We start from the raw sequence: 19,871 nt of genomic DNA, 5'->3' as shown, positions 1-19,871 counted from the left end.
TTCTTGCCAAAAGTGTACTTTTTAGTAATAATACAAAGTAAAATAGAGCTATTTTAATTTTAAATTGTTTGTCCTATTTTGTTGAGTGGTATATCCTCCCAAGGGACAAAATTTGGAATTAACAATCTACTCCAAATATTACACTACCCGCAACATCTTTTCAATGCATCAAAAGTGAAGAGATTACTCGAAAATGGAAATTTTGTCAATTATGTAAACGGGAAGAGGGAGGAACGGCGGTTGAAAAGTATTAGAACTCGGTTGATTTTGGTATTCCTTCTCACATCCATCATGATGGCGGGCATTGTCGGTGGGTTTAATATCTATAACCAAACAGTGCTGACGCAAAACAATGTGGATGAATATCGCAAGACTTTGTATGAGGAATATGATCGGGGCCTTAAAATGAATGTAGAGATCGCAATAAGCATTATTCAGGGAGTCTATCAAGAGCAGCAGGAAGGATTATTGACTGAAGCGGAAGCCAGGGAAAAAGCGGCGGCTCTGGTGCGCACTATTCTCTTCGATCAGGGCAATTATATCTGGGTGGATACCGTTGAAGGAATCAATGTGGTTTATCTGGGTAAAGACTCAGAGGGAAAAAGCCGGATTGATGCTGTAGATCCCAGTGGCTTTCTTTACATAAGAGAACTGATTAAAAACGGTATGCAGGAGGGCGGCGGGTATACAGATTATGAATTCGCCAAACCCAATGAATCAGAACCTAAGCCCAAGCGGAGCTATACACAGCTTTTTGAGCCTTATGCCTGGATCGTGGGCACAGGGAACTGGGTTGATGATATCGAGAGCAAAGTCAGTGAAAAAGAAATGTATTATAACCAACACATGTTGAACGATATTATTAAAGTAGTCGCCGCCATGGTGATCGGCCTTGGGGTGGTGGCTGTTCTGGCTTTTGTCATCAGCGGGCGCATTGCCCAAAGGGTTCAGCGCATCGCCCAAGGAGCCAGGGAAGTCGCACAGGGTAATCTGACCATTGACAAGATTGTGGTGGATACCCAGGACGAGCTGGGTCAATTGGCCGGTGATTTTAATCAAATGACCGATAATCTGGCGGAAGTGGTCAAAAAGGTGGCCTACGCCTCCGAGCAAGTATCTCTGACTGCTCAGGAGCTCTCCTCCGGAGCGGAAGAGTCTGCTCAAGCGGCTATGGAGGTTGCTGCGGCAATCACCGACGTTGCCCAGGGGACGGAAAGACAAATAAGATCTGTCAGTGAAGTTTCCGAAGTCGTGAAGGAAATGGCGGCAGGGATGGAACAGGTTTTGACCAATACAGGCTATGTGGTTCGCTCGGCTGAAGGGACATCTCAAGCCGCTGCCAAAGGCCAGGGTTCTGTAGAGACCACCATTGAACAGATGAATCATATCCAAAAGGTGGTTAACCATAGCGCAGAATTGGTAGAACGGCTGGGTCTCCGCTCCCAGGAGATCGGTCAAATCATTGAGACCATCTCCGGCATCGCGGCCCAGACCAATCTTCTGGCCCTGAACGCAGCCATTGAGGCAGCCCGGGCAGGTGAACAAGGACGGGGGTTCGCCGTGGTTGCCGAAGAAGTAAGGAAGTTAGCGGAGCAATCCCAAGGGGCGGCCAAGCAGATCTCCGCCCTCATCTTGGAAATCCAAGGGGATACGGTGAAAGCTGTGGAGGCTATGCAGGAGGGAACCCATGAGGTAGGAAAAGGGGCAAAAGTGGTCGTCGAAGCCGGAAGCGCTTTTGCAGAGATAGCCGAGCTTATTCAAGAGGTGACCGGGCAAGTTCGGGATATATCCGCTGAGATTGAACAAATATCCCAGGGGAATGAGCGGATCATTCGGGCCGTGGAAGAAGTGGATCAGATCAGCCGGGAAATTACGGATCAGACCTATGGTGTCTCAGCTTCCACTGAAGAGCAGTCCGCTTCTGTCGAAGAAATCGCCTCTTCCTGTCAGGTATTGGAGAATATGGCTATGGAATTGGAGAAGATTCTGGCAAAATTCAAAGTATAAAAGAAAATAGTTCTAAAGTCCTAGGAAATAGTATAAAGGTCACAGCGTAGCTGTGACCTTTATACTATTTAGAAAACTTTTTATTTTCTAAATAGACAAAATCAATAAAATTATATTGCATTATATGTTGAATTAATTAATAATGGCTTAGGGGTCTGACCGCTGCCTGATTTTACATAACTAAATATATTTTTTAGAAAAAAATCATAAAGACAAGGGAGGAGTAAGAAGATTGAAAAGTATCAGAGCGCGTCTAATTTTAGCATTTATTTTTACATCCATGCTGATGAGCATTATCGTGGGAGGGTATAATATCTACCGGCAAATCGACATTTTGAAAAACAATGTCCAGACCTACCGGGAAACCCTCTTTGCCGAATATGATCGGGGGATTAAGACAGATGTAGAGATTGCCATCAGCGTCATTGACAAGGTATATAAAGAGCAGCAGGCAGGCCTGCTCTCAGAGGAGGAGGCTAAGACCAAGGCTGCCGACCTGGTTCGGGAGCTTCGCTTTGACGGGGAGAACTATTTCTGGGTTGATACCACTGAAGGAATTAATGTGGTTCTCCTGGGGCGGGATACCGAAGGGAAGAGCCGGCTTGATGCAGTGGACCCTAATGGCTATGCCTATGTACGGGATGGCTTTATAAAAAATGCGCTTAGTGGCGGAGGCTACTCAGACTATGAATTTGCTAAACCCAATGAAACGGAGCCCACCCCCAAGAGAGGATATACCCAGCTCTTTGAGCCCTATGGCTGGGTTATAGGAACCGGGAACTGGGTGGACGATATTGAGACAGAGGTCATTGCCCAAGAGCTGATCTATCAAAAACAAATGTCCAAGGATATTATCAGCATCTCTGTCGCCATGATTCTTGGTTTAATCATCGTAAGCGCCGTCGGCTTTAAGATCAGCCAGGGTATTACCAGGCAGGTCAAACAGGTTGCCCAGGGTGCCAATGAAGTGGCCCAAGGCAATCTGAGGATTGAGAAAATCCAAGTGGATTCAAGGGATGAGCTGGGTCAGCTGGCTCAGGATTTTAACCACATGGCAGAGAACCTTACCCAATTGGTCAAACAGGTTTCGCTGGCTTCGGAACATATCGCCTCCTCTTCTCAACAATTGTCCGCAGGAGCGGAACAGTCAGCCCAGGCGGCCAATGAAGTAGCCTCTGCGATCACCGAAGTGGCTCAGGGGACGGAAAAGCAGATGACCGCAGTGAATGACGTGGCGGCTGTGGTGGAAGAAATGGCGGCAGGAATGGGTCAAGTGCTGAACAATACGGAATATGTGGTTCGTTCAGCCGAAGGAACAGCCAAAGCCACTGACAAGGGCCAGCAATCCATCCATACCACCGTCAAGCAAATGGAGAGTATCCAAAAGGCGGTCAACCATAGTGCTTCCTTAGTGGAGCACCTGGGAGTCCGTTCCCAGGAGATCGGACAGATCGTTGAAGCCATCTCCGGGATCGCCGATCAAACCAATCTTTTGGCTCTCAATGCCGCCATCGAAGCAGCCCGGGCCGGTGAACAGGGAAGAGGATTTGCGGTGGTGGCCGAAGAGGTCCGCAAATTGGCTGAACAATCTCAGATTGCCGCCAAACAAATCGCCGATCTTATTGGGGAAATTCAGGAGGATACCCATAAGGCCGTAGACTCGATGAAGAACGGGACACAAGAGGTTGAGATTGGGTCCAAGGTGGTCCATGAAGCAGGCAGCGCTTTCGAAGAGATTGCCGGTCTTATTCAAGAGGTTACCGGGCAGGTTCGGGGAATCTCTCATGAGATTGAAGAAATTTCTCAGGGTAATGAACGGATTGTTGCCTCCATCCATGAAGTCAACCAGATCAGCAAATCCATTGCCGAACAGACTCTCAATGTGTCGGCTTCAACGGAGGAGCAATCGGCCTCTGTGGAAGAGATCGCCTCTTCCAGCCAATTGCTGGCCAAAATGACCGAAGATATGGAGCAGGCACTTCACAAATTCAAGATATAACGGCAATGGCCTTTAAGGCAAAAATAAGCCCAAGTAAAATAGGTTGATGTATTAAGTAAATCCATAAGGAATGGCGGCTGACCCATGTAACCATGGGGTAGGCCGCTTTTTTCTGTGCCACTCCTCTCTGGCATCCGCACTTATATGCCATATTTGTCGAAATAAAGATAATAAAGTAACATAAGGATAATATTTGAAATTTAGTAGATATATTCTAAAGATTGATGTTCTTTTCTACGATAGCTATTATAGGGGATCATCTCAAATATAGTGAGGAGGATATCAAGGTTAAAGAATATGGAACAGGGGGAGGGAATTCTTGTTCGAGTAATATTTAGGGCTAATCATTTCACTGCTTAGTTCCTGTAATGTATTGCTTATGACCGACAATGAAAGAGGAGAGATCTAATGATAATTAATTCAATCAAAGCATCAAATATTGATCTACTATCTGCCGTACAAAAAAGATCTGTAACTGGCGGGAGTGATAAGAGAGAGGTTATAGACTACCTCCAAAAAGCCGATCACTCCGTGTTAAATGACTCTGATAATTATTCAACTTATAATATTGCTTTGGGTCGATGGCATGCGAATATTGCTAACCTCAGTCAGAAAAGTGAAAAGACTAATGAACCCAATATCTTTACGATGGATCACGGGAAAATAGCGCACACTCTTGATAGAGTACAGAAACAAGCTCAGTCTGTAGACTATTCTGGTATGAGCGATACGGAAATTTACCAGACCATCACAGCACGCTATACGCAGGCATTCGGCGATGACTTCATGCGTGAATCTAATGCTTTTTTTCAACCCAATAAAGCATATAACGACGTAGTGAAAGCTTATAATAATGAACTCAGCCAGCAGTTTGGCAGCACCAGCCAGATTTATGCTGTTGCCCGGCAGGCTACTTATGGGAACATGACGTTTGAAGAAATCACCAAGGCTATCAAATCCAAATATCCGCCCTTGGCAGAACAGACCTTTGGGGAGACGATGGCAATGTGCGGAGAGTTAATGCGGTCAGGGGCCGATGATTATCAGCTGCGATTCTTAGTCCATAATACTGCCAATATGCTGTCTAGCATGTATGATAACTCGAAGTTCGCACCCCAGAGCATTGAGGCAAAACTTGCATTCGGAGAATGGCTATTGGATCAGAAATTGGATCCTGGAGCGATGGCTTTTTACCTTGATTCTAAAAAATTTGCCGGGCAGTCAATATCGGACGAAGTATATAGTATGATGAGGGATTCCTTCGGAATGTCTTGCGGGGCTAATGGCCGCTACGATTCTGGTTTTGATTTCGAGGAATGGATTAAGTCGTATTTGCAGCATCTTAATGACAAGGCACCTATGGAGGATGCCTTTGACGATTGGTTTATAGCTCATTAATTTACCGAATAGAAAAAATGAGGAGATGTGCTTATGAAAAGGTTTATCACGTTTGTTTTATTATGTGCTTTAATGTTGGGTATTGCCCCTCCGCTGTCTGTACAAGCGGGACCTGCACTGCCTTTACAATCTTTAGAAATCATAGATGTTTATTTGAGTGATTATGCATATGCCGAAACCTTACCAGGCCCAGGGCTAGATCAATGGTGGAGATATCCTTTGACGGCAAGTGGAACAAATGTAAGCAGAAATTTACCAAATGAAAAACGCTATATACGTATCGATTATAAACAAATGGGAAATTTAGTAGGCAGGCAGTCAAACACCCTTGATGGGCGCGCTCCGGTCACCTCAAATGTATTGCATGCTCTCGACGAAGATGGCAATATTATAAATTACGGGATGGCATATGGATTTATAATGTACGATGTTTTTGAAATAAACCGTAATGCCAACCAAAGCAAATACAATGTCAAATTAATGGATAACAGAGCGCCTTTATATAAAACTCTTGAGGCCAATCTGTCCATAACCTGGTATGGTAACTCTCCGGCAGGTTCTCCTCCGGTTTCCGTTATTTATAATAGTGAAACCTTTCCGGACTATGCAGTTGCAGTAGATACAGACACCACAATGGAATATCAGCTTACCGGCAGCGGTTGGACGACATGCAGTGCCATTCAGGTTCCGCTAGAGGTTTCTGATAAATTGTTTTGGGTTCGTTACGCTCAGACAGATACAGAAAGTGCTTCTCCTGCCAAAATAATACAGTTGATACCGCGCGGACCAATTCCAAGCGGCATGTCTCTTAATAGGACTACCGGAATAATTACCGGATTAACAGAAGATATGGAAATGCGCCTCGACGGTCAGATATATAGGACAATCCCTGAAGAAATACTACTTAATGGTGTTTTATCGATCATTCAGGGCCTCGAGTATGGAGAGACGGTGAGAATCAGCTTTAGATATAAGGCTACGGAAGATAAACCCGCGGGTTTATGGGGGGGCTGGACCCTTACAGATCAATCCCCAGCTGCGCCTGCCGTTTCGTATGACCCATATAATAATCATTCAGTATCTCCCATAACTTCCGCCATGCAATATCGCTATGATGGAGGTCCCTGGTATTCTTTAACTGGCACGGGCAGTTATAGCTTATCGGTATATTCACGAATGAGCAGTCAAAAAACTGTGGAATTTGAAGTGCGCTATAAGGCCACAGGTACACAGCCTGCTTCCCAGATTAAAAAAATAACTTTGCCTAAACTAAGCCCTGCACCATCAGGAGTAGGATTAGGTTATAAAGATGGTAAATATTCTTTTTATTATGTAAAGCCAAATGTTTGGTATCAGCATTCAACAAGCCCAAGCTTCACGGGCAGTACTACTCGCACTACCAGAACTGCGACAACAACATTACCTTGTGACTTTCCCTTGAGCTATGGGGACAAAATATATCTAAGAACCGGCACTCCTCTCTCTAGTGTCCCTTCTGCTTGTGTAGAGTTTAGTGCGTGGATAAATACTTCAACTTCAACTATTATTGATGGGAAAGGTTCAAGCATGGATTTATTTGAAGGTAATAGCATGGAAGACAATGTGTCTTTAGATCCTGCTGAAGGTGCAATTAGTGAGCAAGAGTTAGGAGAATTTGCGGAGCTGATTGAGATAGAAGACAGTTATGCAGAATCTGGGGAATCATCTATTAAGACAGAGGAGCAACTGATTGAAATGCCTACCCTTGATGAAGATAACTGATGGGATAAAACCAAAAGAGATGTCAGCTTCAACTGAGGAGCAGGCACTTCACAAATTCAAGATATAACGGCAATGGCCTTTAAGGCAAAAATAAGCCCAAGTAAAATAGGTTGATGTATTAAGTAAATCCATAAGGAATGGCGGCTGACCCATGTAACCATGGGGTAGGCCGCTTTGCTCTTTTCCGCCGGAGGGACAGAGGCATTGGTCCTGCTGTGCTCAGCAAAGAAATAACGATAACAAAGAACTCCCAGTAAGGTGACGCCGCTATAAGGAAACAGAGGGTAAAAGTCCATGGTGGCAAAGCCGGGATACATAAATCCCAGAGGGAGAAGCAGAGGGGTGTTCACCGCTTGGTCTTTGATGATCAGGCCGCCGGCGATGATCAAAACCGAGCCCAGAATGAGCGCACCATTGGGAAGTTTTTGAATGAAGGGATAGAGAACCATCATAACTCCTAAGAAGTGGAGAATTCCGAAGCGGACATATTGCTCAGGAAAGGCCACATAAGTCACCAGAGTAATGATCATGCCAAAAAATATGACCCGCAATCCGTTTTTAAGGGGATGCTTGCTGAAGCCGCTGCTTAGGCCGGAAAGAAAGATAAAAAGCAGAGCAGCCGTTTTACCGATGCTAAACCAGAAAAGAGCGTCTACATCAACAGCCAAACCGGTCCATTGATCTAAATCATAGATGAGGTGATATGTAATCATTAAAGCGAGAGCCAGAGTACGCAAACTATCAATAATGGGAAAGCGGGTGAAAGTCAAAGGGCTTCATCCTCTCAGAATTAATCAAAGCCACGGACCTCCCTATAGTATATCAGGTTGAAAACCCAACACCAAGGGACTTGCCTCAAGAATTATCCGCCCAACCAAGGTGTATCCCTGGGAATGATCAAATGGTTTTCGCAATAGGAGTGGGTGGTGATTAAAGATTCCGTCCAAAGCTGGAGAATATCGAAACGTCGTTCGGGATGATAACCCAGCATTTTGTGTTTTCCCAGCGAACGTGTGACCTCCTCGTTGCGGGCCAGGGTCAGTCCCATCACACAGTCACCGATGATGGTTTCAGCAATGAGACGGGCATGGCGGCGGTGTTTGCGGGGGGATTTAAGGTCTTGGTGGCGTATGGAGGTGGCCACTTTGACCTTAAGGTCGAAGCGCTTGGCCAGGACCAGGGTCAGGGGGGGAATGGCAATGGCTTCAGGCATAAGAACTTCCAGCGCTTTGGCAGACAGGGCATGGGGACCGTGGGTGGGAGTGGCATTGCCTAATAGCTGAAAATAGCCTAATTCTTTATTCAAGCTTCCCCGGAAGCGAAGGACGAGATTAGCCAGTTTAGCGCGGTGAGTAATGTAGGGATAGCAGTTGGTCAGAGCTATATCCGTACCATCGGTTAAGGCAGCCAGGAGTTTGGCTAAACCATCATAAATATCCCCCGAAGTATCGCCATCCACAAAGAGCACGCCCTGAGTATGGAGAGAACGGGCATAAAGGGCCCCAATAGCCCGGGGCACATCAATGCCCAGGGGTTCGGCAAAGTAAATGGTATGGATGCGCTGATCCAGGATAGTGCGGGTTAAATCAAGGGTCCGATCAGTACAGCCGTTGAGGACCAGAATGACTCTTTTTATGGGCAATTTCAAGACCGTGGCTAAGACGGCCAGAATGCTTTTTTCTTCATTTTGGGCAGGAATGACCACATCATACATGCTATCTCTCCTCAGGAAGCTTATTTTCAATTTCAGTGATCAGGAATAAGAGCTCTTGCTTTCCGGGCAGAGTTTTCTTTATATTTATATGCCGTTTTTTCTCATCGGTCATAGGATATAGAGAGAGGTCGGAAGGAGGGCACACATGTTAAAAGTTGGCGATATTGTGGCTAGAAAATCCCATAAACAAGATTTATTTTTTCGTATCGAGCAGATTATGTCGATTAAGGGAGAGCGGATTGCAATCTTAAAGGGCATAAATCTCAGGCTTATAGCCGATGCACCTCTTCAGGATCTGGTGGAAAAAGAGCCGTCAGAGGTTGCCCATTACCAACGGGAAGATTATCAGGATATTTATAACAAGCTGAAAATTGTGGTCAATCAGCGTAAGTATGTTCCGGAGGTTCAGGATGAATTCTATGAAATTCCGGGGCGGGTGCTGCATCTGGACGGGGATGAGGAATATCTGAGTCAATGCATCAAGACATATCAGCAGCTGGGACTGGATGCTAAAGGAATCTGTATATCTGAAGCGGAGCAGCCCAAGAAGATACGGCAGGTTCTTCAGGAAAACCCCACAGACATCGTGGTTCTCACGGGGCATGACGGGTTTCTCAAGGGAAAAAAGGATTTCAAGAGCCTTGACAGCTATCGGAGTTCACGCTTTTTCGTGCAATCCGTCCTGGAGGCCCGCCGTTTCCAACCCAATCGGGATGCCCTGGTGATCTTCGCCGGGGCCTGCCAATCCAATTATGAAGCCATCATCAGAGCGGGGGCCAATTTTGCCTCCTCTCCCAAAAGGACGTTGATCCATGCTTTTGATCCGGTCTTTATCGTCGAGCGAATCGCCTTTACCCCTATTGATCAGATGGTATCCCTGAAGGAAATTATTCAGCATACAGTCACCGGGACCGACGGCCTGGGAGGAATCGAAACCCGGGGTCAGCTCCGCAAGGGGTATCCGAGAAGCCCTTATTGATGATGATGGGCGCCTGCGCAGATGAACGCAGGCGCTCATGCATTTTTAGCAGCCTACTCCGTGATAATTACCGGCGTCCCTGCACCAACCTGATCGTAGAGGGCCTCCACATGATGATTATGCATACGAATACAGCCTAAGGATGCCTGAGTACCGATGCTGGCGGGCTTATTTGTCCCATGAATCCCGTAGTCGGGGAGGGACAGGCCGAGCCAGCGGGTACCAAAGGCCCCGCCGGGATTCATGACCTTAGTGGCTACCGCATAGTTCCCTAAAGGAGTAGGGGTTGAACTTTTGCCTACGGCACAGGGATAACAGGCCAAAAGTTGATTGCCATCATAAAGTTCTATTTGCCGTGAAGAACGGCGAATGATAATTCTGCGTTGGGGTAGCGGATTCATCAGGTTACCTCCTTCCCTATTTCTTAATCAGTGTATGCTTTCTTGATCCTTTTAGATTCTGAATAATCCGGGGGGGTTAAAGCGGAAAATAAGAGGGGCATTGAACCAGACTTTTTTCAGTGATTAAAGGGAGGAATGACATGAATCATTATGTGGAAGGCAGGCTCCTCATTATCGGCGGAGCTGAAGACAAAAAGGGAGAATGCAAAATACTGAAGCGGTTTATCCAGGAAGCGGGAGGAAGGGAAAGCCGGGTGGTGGTTCTGACCGCCGCCACGGAAATGCCGGAGCAGGTCGGTTCGGAATACAAGGAGCTTTTTGAAAACTTAGGGGCCGCTGAGGTACAGGTTCTGGATATAGCGGAAAGGGTTTCAGCCAATCGGGAATCCATATCCCAGGAGTTGCAGAAAGCTACCGGGATTTTCTTTACGGGGGGAGACCAGCTGCGTATCACAGGAATTTTGGGGGGAACCCGCTTAGGAAGAACCCTGCATAACCTCTATCAGAGAGGAGTGATCATTGCCGGAACCAGTGCCGGGGCTTCAGCCATGTCCGATACCATGATCGTGGGCGGGGAGGCGGGCACGCCCAAAAAAGACACCCTGACCATGGCCCCCGGTCTGGGTCTGCTTCATTCTGTTGTCGTGGACCAGCATTTTGCCCAAAGGGGCCGCATCGGCCGCCTGCTCTCGGCCATCGCCCAGAATCCTTATGTGCTGGGAGTAGGCATTGACGAAGATACCTCCATTCTCGTCTACTCGGATGGACATTTTACAGTGGTGGGCAACCAGACCGTTACGGTGGTGGACGCTTCCCCCACCATGGCCAGCAATGTTTCGGAAATTTCGCCGGGCCAGGCCCTGGTTCTCACCCCTGTGCTCATGCACATCTTATCCGACGGCTATCGTTTTGATCTGAAGAGGAGGGCGGCAAGCTTGAGTGAGACTCTCTCCGGTGGCTGATTGGCCTGGGTATTTCCCTTAGACACCCGGAAAAACGGAAAAGCGAATATTGTACCGGAAAAAGGTAAAAATACTAGAGGTGTACTTTTCCCATGGGTTGAAGGAGGACAAATATCACAATGGAGATACTGAAAATCCAGGCGATCCCGGGAGCTAATGTCTACAGCTACCGACCAGTTATCCGGGCCGTCGTGGATCTCCAGGAATGGACAGAACGAACTAGCGATACCTTTGGAGACTTTAATACTCGCCTGGTTCAATGTTTGCCCAGTCTTTACGAGCATTTTTGCTCCCGGGGCAAACCGGGAGGATTTGTAGAACGGTTGAAGGAAGGAACCTTAGTCGGACATATTATTGAGCACGTAACCATCGAACTGCTGACTCGTGCAGGACAGAATATACCTTATGGGAAAACCCTATGTCTGCCTGAGCATCCAGGCCATTATGAGATCATTTTCAACTACGACTCCCTTGAAGGAGGACTTGAAGGCTTTAAGCAGGGCTACGCGCTGGTGCAGGAGCTGCTGGCGGGACAAAAACCTAATGTCACAAACAGGATTGAGCGCATCAGGGAAGTCATCCAAAGGTTTGAACTGGGCGCCTCCACCCGGGCCATTATCGAAGCTGCCGAGGGTCGGGGTATTCCCGTCATACGCTTAAATGACAGCAGCCTCCTCCAGTTGGGCTATGGACGCAACCAGAAGAGGGTGCAGGCCGCCATGAGCGACCAGACCAGCTGTATCGGTGTGGATATCGCCTGTGATAAAGGGCTGACCAAAAAGCTGCTTTATGAGGGGGGCATCCCCGTTCCCGACGGGGTGGTTACCCGGAACGAAGAGGAGGCGGTGGAGGTATTCCGGCAGCTGGAGCGGCTTGTTGTGGTCAAGCCCTATAACGGTAACCAGGGCAAGGGAGTGACCCTCAAGCTCAGGACCGGGGCCGAGGTCAGGGCGGCCTTTCGAGTGGCTCAGACCTATGAGGAGCAGGTCGTGGTTGAAGAGTATATTGAAGGGAAGAACTACCGGCTGCTTGTGGTTGACGGAAAAATGGCGGCTGCTGCCGAGCGCATTCCGGCTCATGTCATCGGGGATGGCGTTTCCACGGTGGGAGAGCTTGTTCAGCTGGCCAACAGCGATCCCCAGCGGGGAGAGGACCATGAGAAGGCCTTAACCAAGATAAAAATCGATCCTGTTGTGCTGATGACCCTGACCCAAAAAAAGATCGCCCTGGAGACGGTACCCGCCGACGGGGAGGTCGTTTATCTGCGGGACAGCGCCAACTTAAGCACCGGGGGAATTTCCGTGGATGTGACAGAGCGGGTTCACCCTGATAATGCTGCATTAGCTGAGTATGCGGCACGAATCGTGGGCTTGGATATCGCGGGAGTCGATATGGTCCTGGAGGATATTGAGCGCCCTCACCAGGAGCAGCGGGGAGCGATCATTGAGGTCAACGCGGCACCAGGCTTGAGAATGCACCAATACCCGACCGTGGGCCGGCCTTTGGATGTGGGGAAAATCATCGTTGACCATGTTATGCCTAAAGGAAACGGAAGAATTCCCGTCATTTCGGTGACCGGGACCAATGGCAAGACCACAACCACGCGGATGATCGGCAAAATGCTGATGGATCGGGAACTGGCGGTGGGCATGACCACTACAGATGGTATTTATGTGGGGGGTAAGCTGCTGCTTAAAGGAGATACCACCGGCCCGGAAAGTGCCCAAATCGTGCTGCGCCACCCTGATGTTCAGGTGGCCGTGCTGGAAACGGCGCGGGGTGGGATATTGAGGGCTGGTCTGGCCTATGACTATGCCGATGTGGCTGTGGTGACCAATGTGGCCAACGACCATCTCGGTCAGTATGGCATGGAAAGCCTGGAAGATATTGCTCATGTCAAAAGTCTGATCGCCGAGGTCGTTCGTCCCCACAGCTATGTAGTTCTCAACGCTGATGATCCCTTAGTTGCTTCCTTTGCCCGGAAAACCAAAGGCAAAGTCATTTTCTTCAGTACCGAAAAGGATAACCTGACCATACGCAAACATTTGGCTGTGGGAGGTATCGCCGTCTTTGTGCGCCGGGGGAATATTCTCCTTTGTCAGGGGGATCAATCCCATAAAATCTGCGGAGTCAAAGATCTGCCGGTGACCTGGAATGGCAAAGCCCTCCATAATCTGCAGAATGCCTTGGCAGCCATCGCCGTGGGCTGGTCCTTAGGACTTAAGGCTGAGGGAATCCGCACCTCTTTATCGGAATTTACTTCGGATCCGGAGTGCAATCGCGGACGTCTGAACCCCTATACGATTGGGGGGGTTCAGGTCTTCATCGACTATGGCCATAATGCGGCGGGGATTAAAGCCATTGCCCAGACCCTGAGGAAGTTTAAAGCTCCCGCAGTGGTGGGGTGTGTGACCGTGCCGGGGGACCGGCCGGATGAAACCATCCGGGAAGTAGCCCGGGTAGCGGCCCGGGGCTTTCATCGCCTGATTATTCGCGAGGATGGAGATCTGAGAGGAAGGCGGCCCGGCGAAATTGCGGGGATGATCATGGAGGAGGCGATTGCCTCGGGTATGGATCCCCGGCGAATTTCCGTGGTTCTGCCGGAACGGGAAGCCTTCTGCCACGGCTTGGACACCTGCAAACCGGGAGAGATTTTTGTGATGTTCTATGAACATCTGGAACCCATTGAGGAAGAAATCGCCCTCCGCCTTGAAAGCGGTCCATTGGCTAAAGAAGAAGAAGGGTTTCTTGAAGTGGCCAATCTGGGGGCCATCTAGTTCCAAAGCTATCGCCATGAAATTGCTCTCCTTACTGCTAAACTAAGTGTGCAGCAGAGGGAGAGCGTGCCTGGCAACGATAGCTTTTTTATCGTGTCCAGCATGAGCCCGGGTTTCATTACGCCGGCTCCACAATGAAAAATCGGAACAATATCTTAGAATAAACCGTGTTTGTTTATATTATTCCGAAAATGGTGTATAATACGGATATAGAAGCGAGGTGTTATCGTGGAATATATCAGTGTGCAGCAAGCAGCTGAACAATGGGGGCTTTCAGATCGACGTGTGCGGTTGCTCTGCGAACAGGGAAAAATTGAAGGTGTTATTCGGGAAGGCCGTTCATACAGAATACCTGCTGATTCTGTCAAGCCGCTTGATGGCCGCATTTTGCGCGGCAAAATTATTCCGCAAGAATACACCACTCTATTCGCACGGGTTGATGCACTCAAATCACAGATTAGCAAGCGTCGTCCTTTCACCCAAGGAGAATTAAAGCGTTTGCAGGAGGAATTCCTTGTAGAGTTCACATACAACTCCAACGCTATTGAAGGCAATACCCTTACACTCCAGGAAACCGCCCTGGTGTTGGAAGGCGTTACGATAGACCAAAAGCCGCTCAAAGATCATCTGGAGGCTGTGGGTCACCGGGATGCGTTTTTATATATCCAACGGCTCGTTACAGAAAAGGCGCCGGTTTCTGAAAAGATTATTAAGGACATCCACTCACTGGTGCTGATGGACAGACCTGACGACAAAGGCGTGTACCGCAGAATCCCTGTCACGATCATGGGCGCCTACCATGAGCCATCCCAACCCTATCGGATTCCAGTACAGATGGAACAGCTTATCGCTGCGCAAAAAGAAGAAAAGCGCCATCCCCTAGAGAATGCCGCTGTATTTCATTTGAAGTTTGAGGGTATTCACCCTTTTATTGATGGTAATGGACGCACTGGACGGTTGCTGCTTAATCTTATGCTGATGCAGCAGGGCTATCCGCCTATTGACGTAAAGTTTGCAGATAGGAAGCGGTACTATGCCTGCTTCGATAGCTATTATAAGGACAAGACTGCCGCACCGATGGTGGAAATGGTGGCCGGGTATTTAGAGGAACGATTGAAACGATACCTGGATATTCTTTTATGATTGATACGATGACATTCCAAACGGCCACTAGGGGCATCTCCCTCAGTGGCTGTCTTATTTATGTTATGGGTGTATGCGGCAACTGCAGGCAATCCCCTGTAATTATGAAATAATAAAATAATGCAGATACTAGAAGAACAGAGCTGTTTTAGGGTATAATGTATAGAAATACGATTCGAACGTTCGGAAGGGATAGGGTAATGATTAAGAATCAGGTTGAAATGTTCGCCTACGCCAAAATAAATCTTGCTCTGGCCATAACAGGCCGTCGTCCCGATGGGTATCATGAATTGGAAAGCGTTATGCAGTCCATAGGAATCTATGATCGGATACGGGTGACTTTGGCAGAGGGGGGAATTCAGTGCTCCTGCGGAAAGTGGAGCGGCCCGGAGAATTTGGCTTACCGGGCGGCGGAAGCTTTTTTAAGCGGACTGGGAAGCAGCCAGGGTATTCACATTGACATCGAGAAGAATATTCCTGTGCAAGCGGGATTGGGTGGAGGAAGCGCCGACGCGGCGGCAACCTTGCAGGCTCTGAATAAGCTTTTTGAAGAGCCCTATACTGAAGAGGAACTGAAGAGCTTTGCCGCTCAGCTGGGTGCGGATGTGGCCTTTTGCCTGAAAGGCGGGACCCAATGGGCAACCGGTGTGGGTGAAGAATTAAAAGGCCTGCCTCATGCTCCGAAAATCAACCTTGTTCTCATTAAACCCGACCAAGGGGTAAATACTGCTGAAGCCTATCGGGCTTTTGATCAGGAAGGAAAATTCTCTCATCTGGATTATGCCGGGTGGCAAGAGGCTTTGGCATCCGGGAGAGCAGAAAGCCTTATCCCTCTTCTTTATAATGATTTAGAGCCGGCTTCTATGAAGCTTCTCCCGGAAATAGCCTGGGTTAAAGAAGAATTAATGAAGCAGAACGGCTGTCTGGGAGCTTTGATGTCCGGCAGCGGCTCCGCAGTGTTTGGAATCGTTCAAACTGAAGAACAAGCGGAAAAAATTGCAGCGATATGGCGGGAAAGAAACTATCATGTCTGGGTAACGCATACTATGGAAAGGGGAAATATTTATGGGTAGAAAACTGGTACCGGTTAAACTCGATAGTTATAAACCCTTAAGAGAGATTGTGTTTGAGTCCTTGCGTGAAGCCATTATCAATGGCGTCCTTGAACCCGGTGAACGCTTAATGGAGATCCAATTGGCTGAAGAAATGGGCGTAAGCCGCACCCCGGTCAGAGAAGCCATCCGTAAGCTGGAGCTGGAAAACTTCGTCGTCATGATTCCTCGCAAAGGGGCTTATGTGGCGGGAGTGTCCCATAAGGATGTGGCGGACGTTTTTGAAATCCGTTCCGCTTTGGAAGGCTTAGCTGCCGGACTGGCGGCAGAACGGGCTACGGATCAGGAAATCGAAGAGATGGAAAGATTTCTCCTTTATTATGAAGGCCAGGAAATGAGCTTGGATCAGATGGTGGACTCAGATACGGGTTTCCATGCTTTGGTCTACAAGGCCAGCCGCAATGAACGCTTGATTCAGATTCTGGCCAATTTGCGGGAGCAGATCCAACGGTTCCGTGCTACCTCCCTGTCCGTTCCGGGGCGGCTTAAGAATGCCATTGATGAACACCGCAGCATTGTGGAGGCCCTGGCCCGTCATGACGTGGAAGAGGCGCAAACTTTAGCTATGGCTCATATTGTGACGGCCGAGAATGTGATGTTTGAAGCCCTGCGCCTTTCCAAGGAACAGGGAGACTCTAAGGAGGACAGTGAAGCCAATTCTGAGAAAGAATAGAGGGTTAGTCCGTGGAAAAGATGAAACGCGCTGAGCGAATGGTTGCTGTGATGCAAGTACTTATGTCAAAACCCAATATGTTGATCCCTCTGACCACGCTGGCTGAGCGGTTTGGCGCTGCCAAATCCACCATCAGTGAAGATTTGCTGGCCGTTAAAGAAAGCATGCGCTGCACAGGTCAGGGACGTTTGGAGACTGTGTCCGGTGCTGCCGGGGGAGTTCGCTATATTCCGGAGATTTCAGCAGAGGATGCCGGCGGATTTCTCATAAGTTTAGCAGAGCGCTTGAGCAGCCAGGACAGGGTTTTGGCCGGTGGCTTCCTCTATATGACGGATCTTCTTTACGACCCCGCTGTTTTACGTCCTTTAGCCTTGATCTTTGCCGGTGTTTTTCGGGAGAAAAAGCCCGATGTGGTGGTTACCATCGAGACAAAGGGCATACCCTTGGCCCTGGTTACAGCAGAGGCTTTAGGGGTACCGATGGTTATCATCCGTCATGGCAATAAGGTCACGGAAGGAACCGCTGTCAGTATTAATTATGTTTCCGGTTCTTCCAAACGGATTCAGTCCATGACCCTGGGGCGAAGAGCCTTGGAGCCAGGGCGGAAGGTCTTGATCATTGACGATTTTATGAAGGCCGGCGGAACTGCTTTAGGCATGATTAATCTCTTGAAAGAGTTTGATGCCGATGTGGTCGGTCTGGGGGTTCTGATGGAGACACCCCGGGAAGAAGAACCTAAACTTGTCGATCATTATTTATCCCTTCTTCAGCTCAGGGAGCTGGATCCCGTTAAGGGAGTCGTCCAGGTGATTCCGCAGAACAGCTTCTTGCACTATCAGACTTCAATGCCGCGTAGCGGCACCACTGATGAATGAAAATTGTGTCCATACTACTACTATGGCTGGCGAAGGTAGGTCGTACTTTCTTGGTGCTGCGAGCCCGTCTATCAGACGGACCACAACGACCCGGTGCATCACAGAATGTTGCTCCTAAGGGAAGCACGCAGGGCAGAATAACCCGTATTGGTTTGTTGCACCAGCCTTAATATAAACCAGCCTAAGGAGAAGTAGGTTATGGATGTACTGCACGAATGTTGTTGTGGACTAGATGTTCATAAAAAGAGCATCACAGCCTGCATCATCACCCCTAAAGGAAAGGAGATCAAAACATTTGGGACAATGACCCGAAATCTCATTGAGTTAGTTGACTGGATTAAAAACAGCCGTTGCACCCATGTCGCGATGGAAAGTACCGGTGACTACTGGAAACCAATCTATAACCTTTTGGAGGTGGAAGATCTTCAGCCACTCTTGGTCAATGCCCAGCATATTAAGGCAGTGCCAGGGCGAAAGACAGATGTCAAAGATGCAGAATGGATTACCCGTTTATTACGACATGGACTCGTTCAAGGGAGTTTTGTGCCTGATAGAGACCAAAGAGAATTAAGAGAGATTGTACGCTATCGGCGAAGCATCATTGAAGAACGAGCCAGAGAAGTAAACCGAATTCAGAAGGTGCTAGAAGGAGGGAACATCAAACTTGCCTCTGTGGCATCCAATATCTTGGGAGTATCCGCTCGAAATATGCTGGAAGCAATACTCCAGGGCGAAAAAGATACGGAAGTATTAGCCGATTTTGCACAGAAAAAGCTCAAAGCGAAAAAGGACGATTTGAAGCTAGCCTTGGAAGGACGACTAGGGGAGCATCAAGTGTTAATGATTGAAAAACAGTTGGGGCATATTGACTATCTTGATGATTTAATCAAGGAACTGGATGAAGAAATCGAGAAACGTATGCTCCCTTTTGTTGAAGACCTGGAGTTATTAGATTCAATTCCTGGTGTAGGGAGAAGAATTGCTCAACAAATTATAGCTGAGGTAGGTACAGATATGTCTCGATTTCCCACACCTGGACACCTATGCTCATGGGCAGGAATGACTCCGGGTCATGATGAAAGTGCGGGAAAAAAGAAGTCGGCGAAGACACGTAAAGGAAACAAGAAGTTACGAAGTGCCTTAACAGAGGCGGCCAAAGCAGCATCACGTCAAAAAAATACGTATCTATCGGCCCAATACCATCGGATAGCAGCCCGAAGAGGGAAAAATAGAGCTGCAATAGCTGTCGGACACACTATCCTATCCCTGGTCCATATCTTGTTAACGCGAAAACAAGCCTATGTCGATTTGGGATTTGATTATTTAGAACAACGCAAAAAAGAGATCATAGTAAAGCAATCCATTAAGAAATTGGAGTCATTGGGGCTTACCGTGACAATCCGAGAGCAAACAGCATCTTAAATAATGATGAAATAACCAGTCAAAGTAATTGCCCCAAGACTTTAGTAAAAAGATTTTAAGAGAAGAGGCCTTAGGGGTATAGTTTCTTATTGTCAAATTGGAATTAATCTACTCAGTTAATTTTCAGGGCAGAAATTATAAGCTTGCGCTGTATACTTTCTAAGCATAAGTGCAACCAGCGACTTCGCCTCATTTGTGAGTATGGATTTAAGGTTCGGCGAAGCCGGGTTTCCTTTATCGCTCTGAAAAGTCCCTAAAAAGGAAAGAACGGAGCATATAAGCGAAAAAAAGAATTTTTTCGCTTAAAAGAAGGAGTTTTTTACCATATAGAGAATATATTTGGTAAGAATATTGCTGGTCACCGGGATGAGAAGGGTGGTGATTCATAATGAACATTACTGATGTACGGGTACGTAAGGTGAATGTCGAGGGCAAGATGAAGGCCGTTGTTTCCGTCACTTTTGACAATTCGTTTGTCGTTCATGACGTGAAAGTAGTGGAAGGGACAAACGGGCTTTTCGTTGCTATGCCCAGTCGGAAGACTCCGGAAGGTGAATTCCGTGATATAGCACACCCTATCTCTTCTGCAGCCCGCGAAGTGATTCAAAACGCAGTATTAAAGGCTTACCAGGAAGCAATGTAAGACAA

At 47.9% G+C, this 19,871-nt stretch carries 16 protein-coding genes and 1 pseudogene; 13 read left to right on the top strand and 4 right to left on the bottom strand.

Annotation, left to right across the window (positions count from 1 at the left end):
- Nucleotides 1-240: 240 nt before the first annotated feature.
- Both DESLBE_RS16305 and DESLBE_RS16300 read left to right on the top strand, forming a co-directional pair.
- Nucleotides 241-2,007, top strand: a complete 1,767-nt coding sequence (locus DESLBE_RS16305; protein WP_144677594.1) for a methyl-accepting chemotaxis protein — start codon at nucleotides 241-243, stop codon at nucleotides 2,005-2,007.
- 232 nt (nucleotides 2,008-2,239) lie between these two features.
- On the top strand, nucleotides 2,240-4,006 hold the full coding sequence (locus DESLBE_RS16300) for a methyl-accepting chemotaxis protein (protein WP_144677592.1): 1,767 nt from the start codon (nucleotides 2,240-2,242) through the stop codon (nucleotides 4,004-4,006).
- Here the strand turns inward: DESLBE_RS16300 and DESLBE_RS27455 are convergent.
- A pseudogene (locus tag DESLBE_RS27455) lies at nucleotides 3,996-4,115 on the bottom strand (DUF1624 domain-containing protein); the annotation flags it as partial. The gene DESLBE_RS16300 and the pseudogene DESLBE_RS27455 overlap by 11 nt on opposite strands.
- A 299-nt stretch (nucleotides 4,116-4,414) precedes the next feature.
- Between DESLBE_RS27455 and DESLBE_RS16290 the strand changes: the two are divergent.
- Both DESLBE_RS16290 and DESLBE_RS16285 read left to right on the top strand, forming a co-directional pair.
- Nucleotides 4,415-5,404, top strand: a complete 990-nt coding sequence (locus tag DESLBE_RS16290) for a hypothetical protein (protein WP_144677590.1) — start codon at nucleotides 4,415-4,417, stop codon at nucleotides 5,402-5,404.
- 33 nt (nucleotides 5,405-5,437) lie between these two features.
- The gene (locus DESLBE_RS16285) at nucleotides 5,438-7,165 is read left to right on the top strand and encodes a hypothetical protein (RefSeq protein WP_144677588.1); all 1,728 of its coding nucleotides are present in this window, start codon (nucleotides 5,438-5,440) and stop codon (nucleotides 7,163-7,165) included.
- Between the two features lie 56 nt (nucleotides 7,166-7,221).
- On the opposite strand, the gene DESLBE_RS16280 is transcribed toward DESLBE_RS16285, so the two are convergent.
- Nucleotides 7,222-7,935, bottom strand: coding sequence for a heparan-alpha-glucosaminide N-acetyltransferase (locus DESLBE_RS16280; RefSeq protein ID WP_144677586.1), 714 nt, complete (start codon nucleotides 7,933-7,935; stop codon nucleotides 7,222-7,224).
- A gap of 92 nt (nucleotides 7,936-8,027) precedes the next feature.
- Nucleotides 8,028-8,879, bottom strand: coding sequence for a glycosyltransferase (locus DESLBE_RS16275; protein WP_144677584.1), 852 nt, complete (start codon nucleotides 8,877-8,879; stop codon nucleotides 8,028-8,030).
- Nucleotides 8,880-9,024: 145 nt separating this feature from the next.
- On the opposite strand from DESLBE_RS16275, the gene yabG reads away from it, so the two are divergent.
- On the top strand, nucleotides 9,025-9,858 hold the full coding sequence (gene yabG, locus DESLBE_RS16270) for a sporulation peptidase YabG (RefSeq protein WP_011458914.1): 834 nt from the start codon (nucleotides 9,025-9,027) through the stop codon (nucleotides 9,856-9,858).
- 53 nt (nucleotides 9,859-9,911) lie between these two features.
- Here yabG and DESLBE_RS16265 read toward each other — a convergent pair whose 3' ends face one another.
- A complete protein-coding gene (locus DESLBE_RS16265) occupies nucleotides 9,912-10,259 on the bottom strand; it encodes a L,D-transpeptidase (protein WP_011458915.1) in 348 nt (115 codons plus the stop codon).
- A 140-nt stretch (nucleotides 10,260-10,399) separates the two neighbouring features.
- On the opposite strand from DESLBE_RS16265, the gene DESLBE_RS16260 reads away from it, so the two are divergent.
- The 8 genes from DESLBE_RS16260 (at nucleotide 10,400) to spoVG (ending at nucleotide 19,866) form a co-directional block, all read left to right on the top strand.
- On the top strand, nucleotides 10,400-11,221 hold the full coding sequence (locus DESLBE_RS16260) for a cyanophycinase (protein ID WP_144677582.1): 822 nt from the start codon (nucleotides 10,400-10,402) through the stop codon (nucleotides 11,219-11,221).
- Nucleotides 11,222-11,340: 119 nt separating this feature from the next.
- Nucleotides 11,341-13,998, top strand: coding sequence for a cyanophycin synthetase (gene cphA, locus DESLBE_RS16255; RefSeq protein ID WP_018211873.1), 2,658 nt, complete (start codon nucleotides 11,341-11,343; stop codon nucleotides 13,996-13,998).
- Between the two features lie 228 nt (nucleotides 13,999-14,226).
- Nucleotides 14,227-15,141: a Fic family protein gene (locus DESLBE_RS16250; protein ID WP_144677580.1), complete on the top strand. Its 915-nt coding sequence runs from the start codon at nucleotides 14,227-14,229 to the stop codon at nucleotides 15,139-15,141.
- 200 nt (nucleotides 15,142-15,341) lie between these two features.
- Nucleotides 15,342-16,214 (top strand): 4-(cytidine 5'-diphospho)-2-C-methyl-D-erythritol kinase, encoded by an 873-nt coding sequence (gene ispE / locus DESLBE_RS16245; protein WP_144677578.1) that lies wholly within the window; start codon nucleotides 15,342-15,344, stop codon nucleotides 16,212-16,214.
- On the top strand, nucleotides 16,207-16,926 hold the full coding sequence (locus DESLBE_RS16240; protein WP_005814961.1) for a GntR family transcriptional regulator: 720 nt from the start codon (nucleotides 16,207-16,209) through the stop codon (nucleotides 16,924-16,926). The genes ispE and DESLBE_RS16240 overlap by 8 nt, the downstream gene beginning before the upstream one ends.
- 11 nt (nucleotides 16,927-16,937) lie before the next feature.
- Entirely contained in the window at nucleotides 16,938-17,801 is an 864-nt protein-coding gene (purR, locus tag DESLBE_RS16235; RefSeq protein ID WP_144677576.1) for a pur operon repressor, read from the top strand.
- Between the two features lie 198 nt (nucleotides 17,802-17,999).
- A complete protein-coding gene (locus tag DESLBE_RS16230) occupies nucleotides 18,000-19,223 on the top strand; it encodes an IS110 family transposase (RefSeq protein ID WP_144676948.1) in 1,224 nt (407 codons plus the stop codon).
- A gap of 388 nt (nucleotides 19,224-19,611) precedes the next feature.
- Nucleotides 19,612-19,866 (top strand): septation regulator SpoVG, encoded by a 255-nt coding sequence (spoVG, locus tag DESLBE_RS16225; protein ID WP_005814955.1) that lies wholly within the window; start codon nucleotides 19,612-19,614, stop codon nucleotides 19,864-19,866.
- Nucleotides 19,867-19,871 lie beyond the last annotated feature (5 nt).

This window comes from Desulfitobacterium sp. LBE, assembly GCF_007830365.1.
GTDB classification, from domain to species: Bacteria; Bacillota; Desulfitobacteriia; order Desulfitobacteriales; family Desulfitobacteriaceae; genus Desulfitobacterium; species Desulfitobacterium hafniense.
This window is presented reverse-complemented; position numbering and strand designations above follow the sequence as displayed.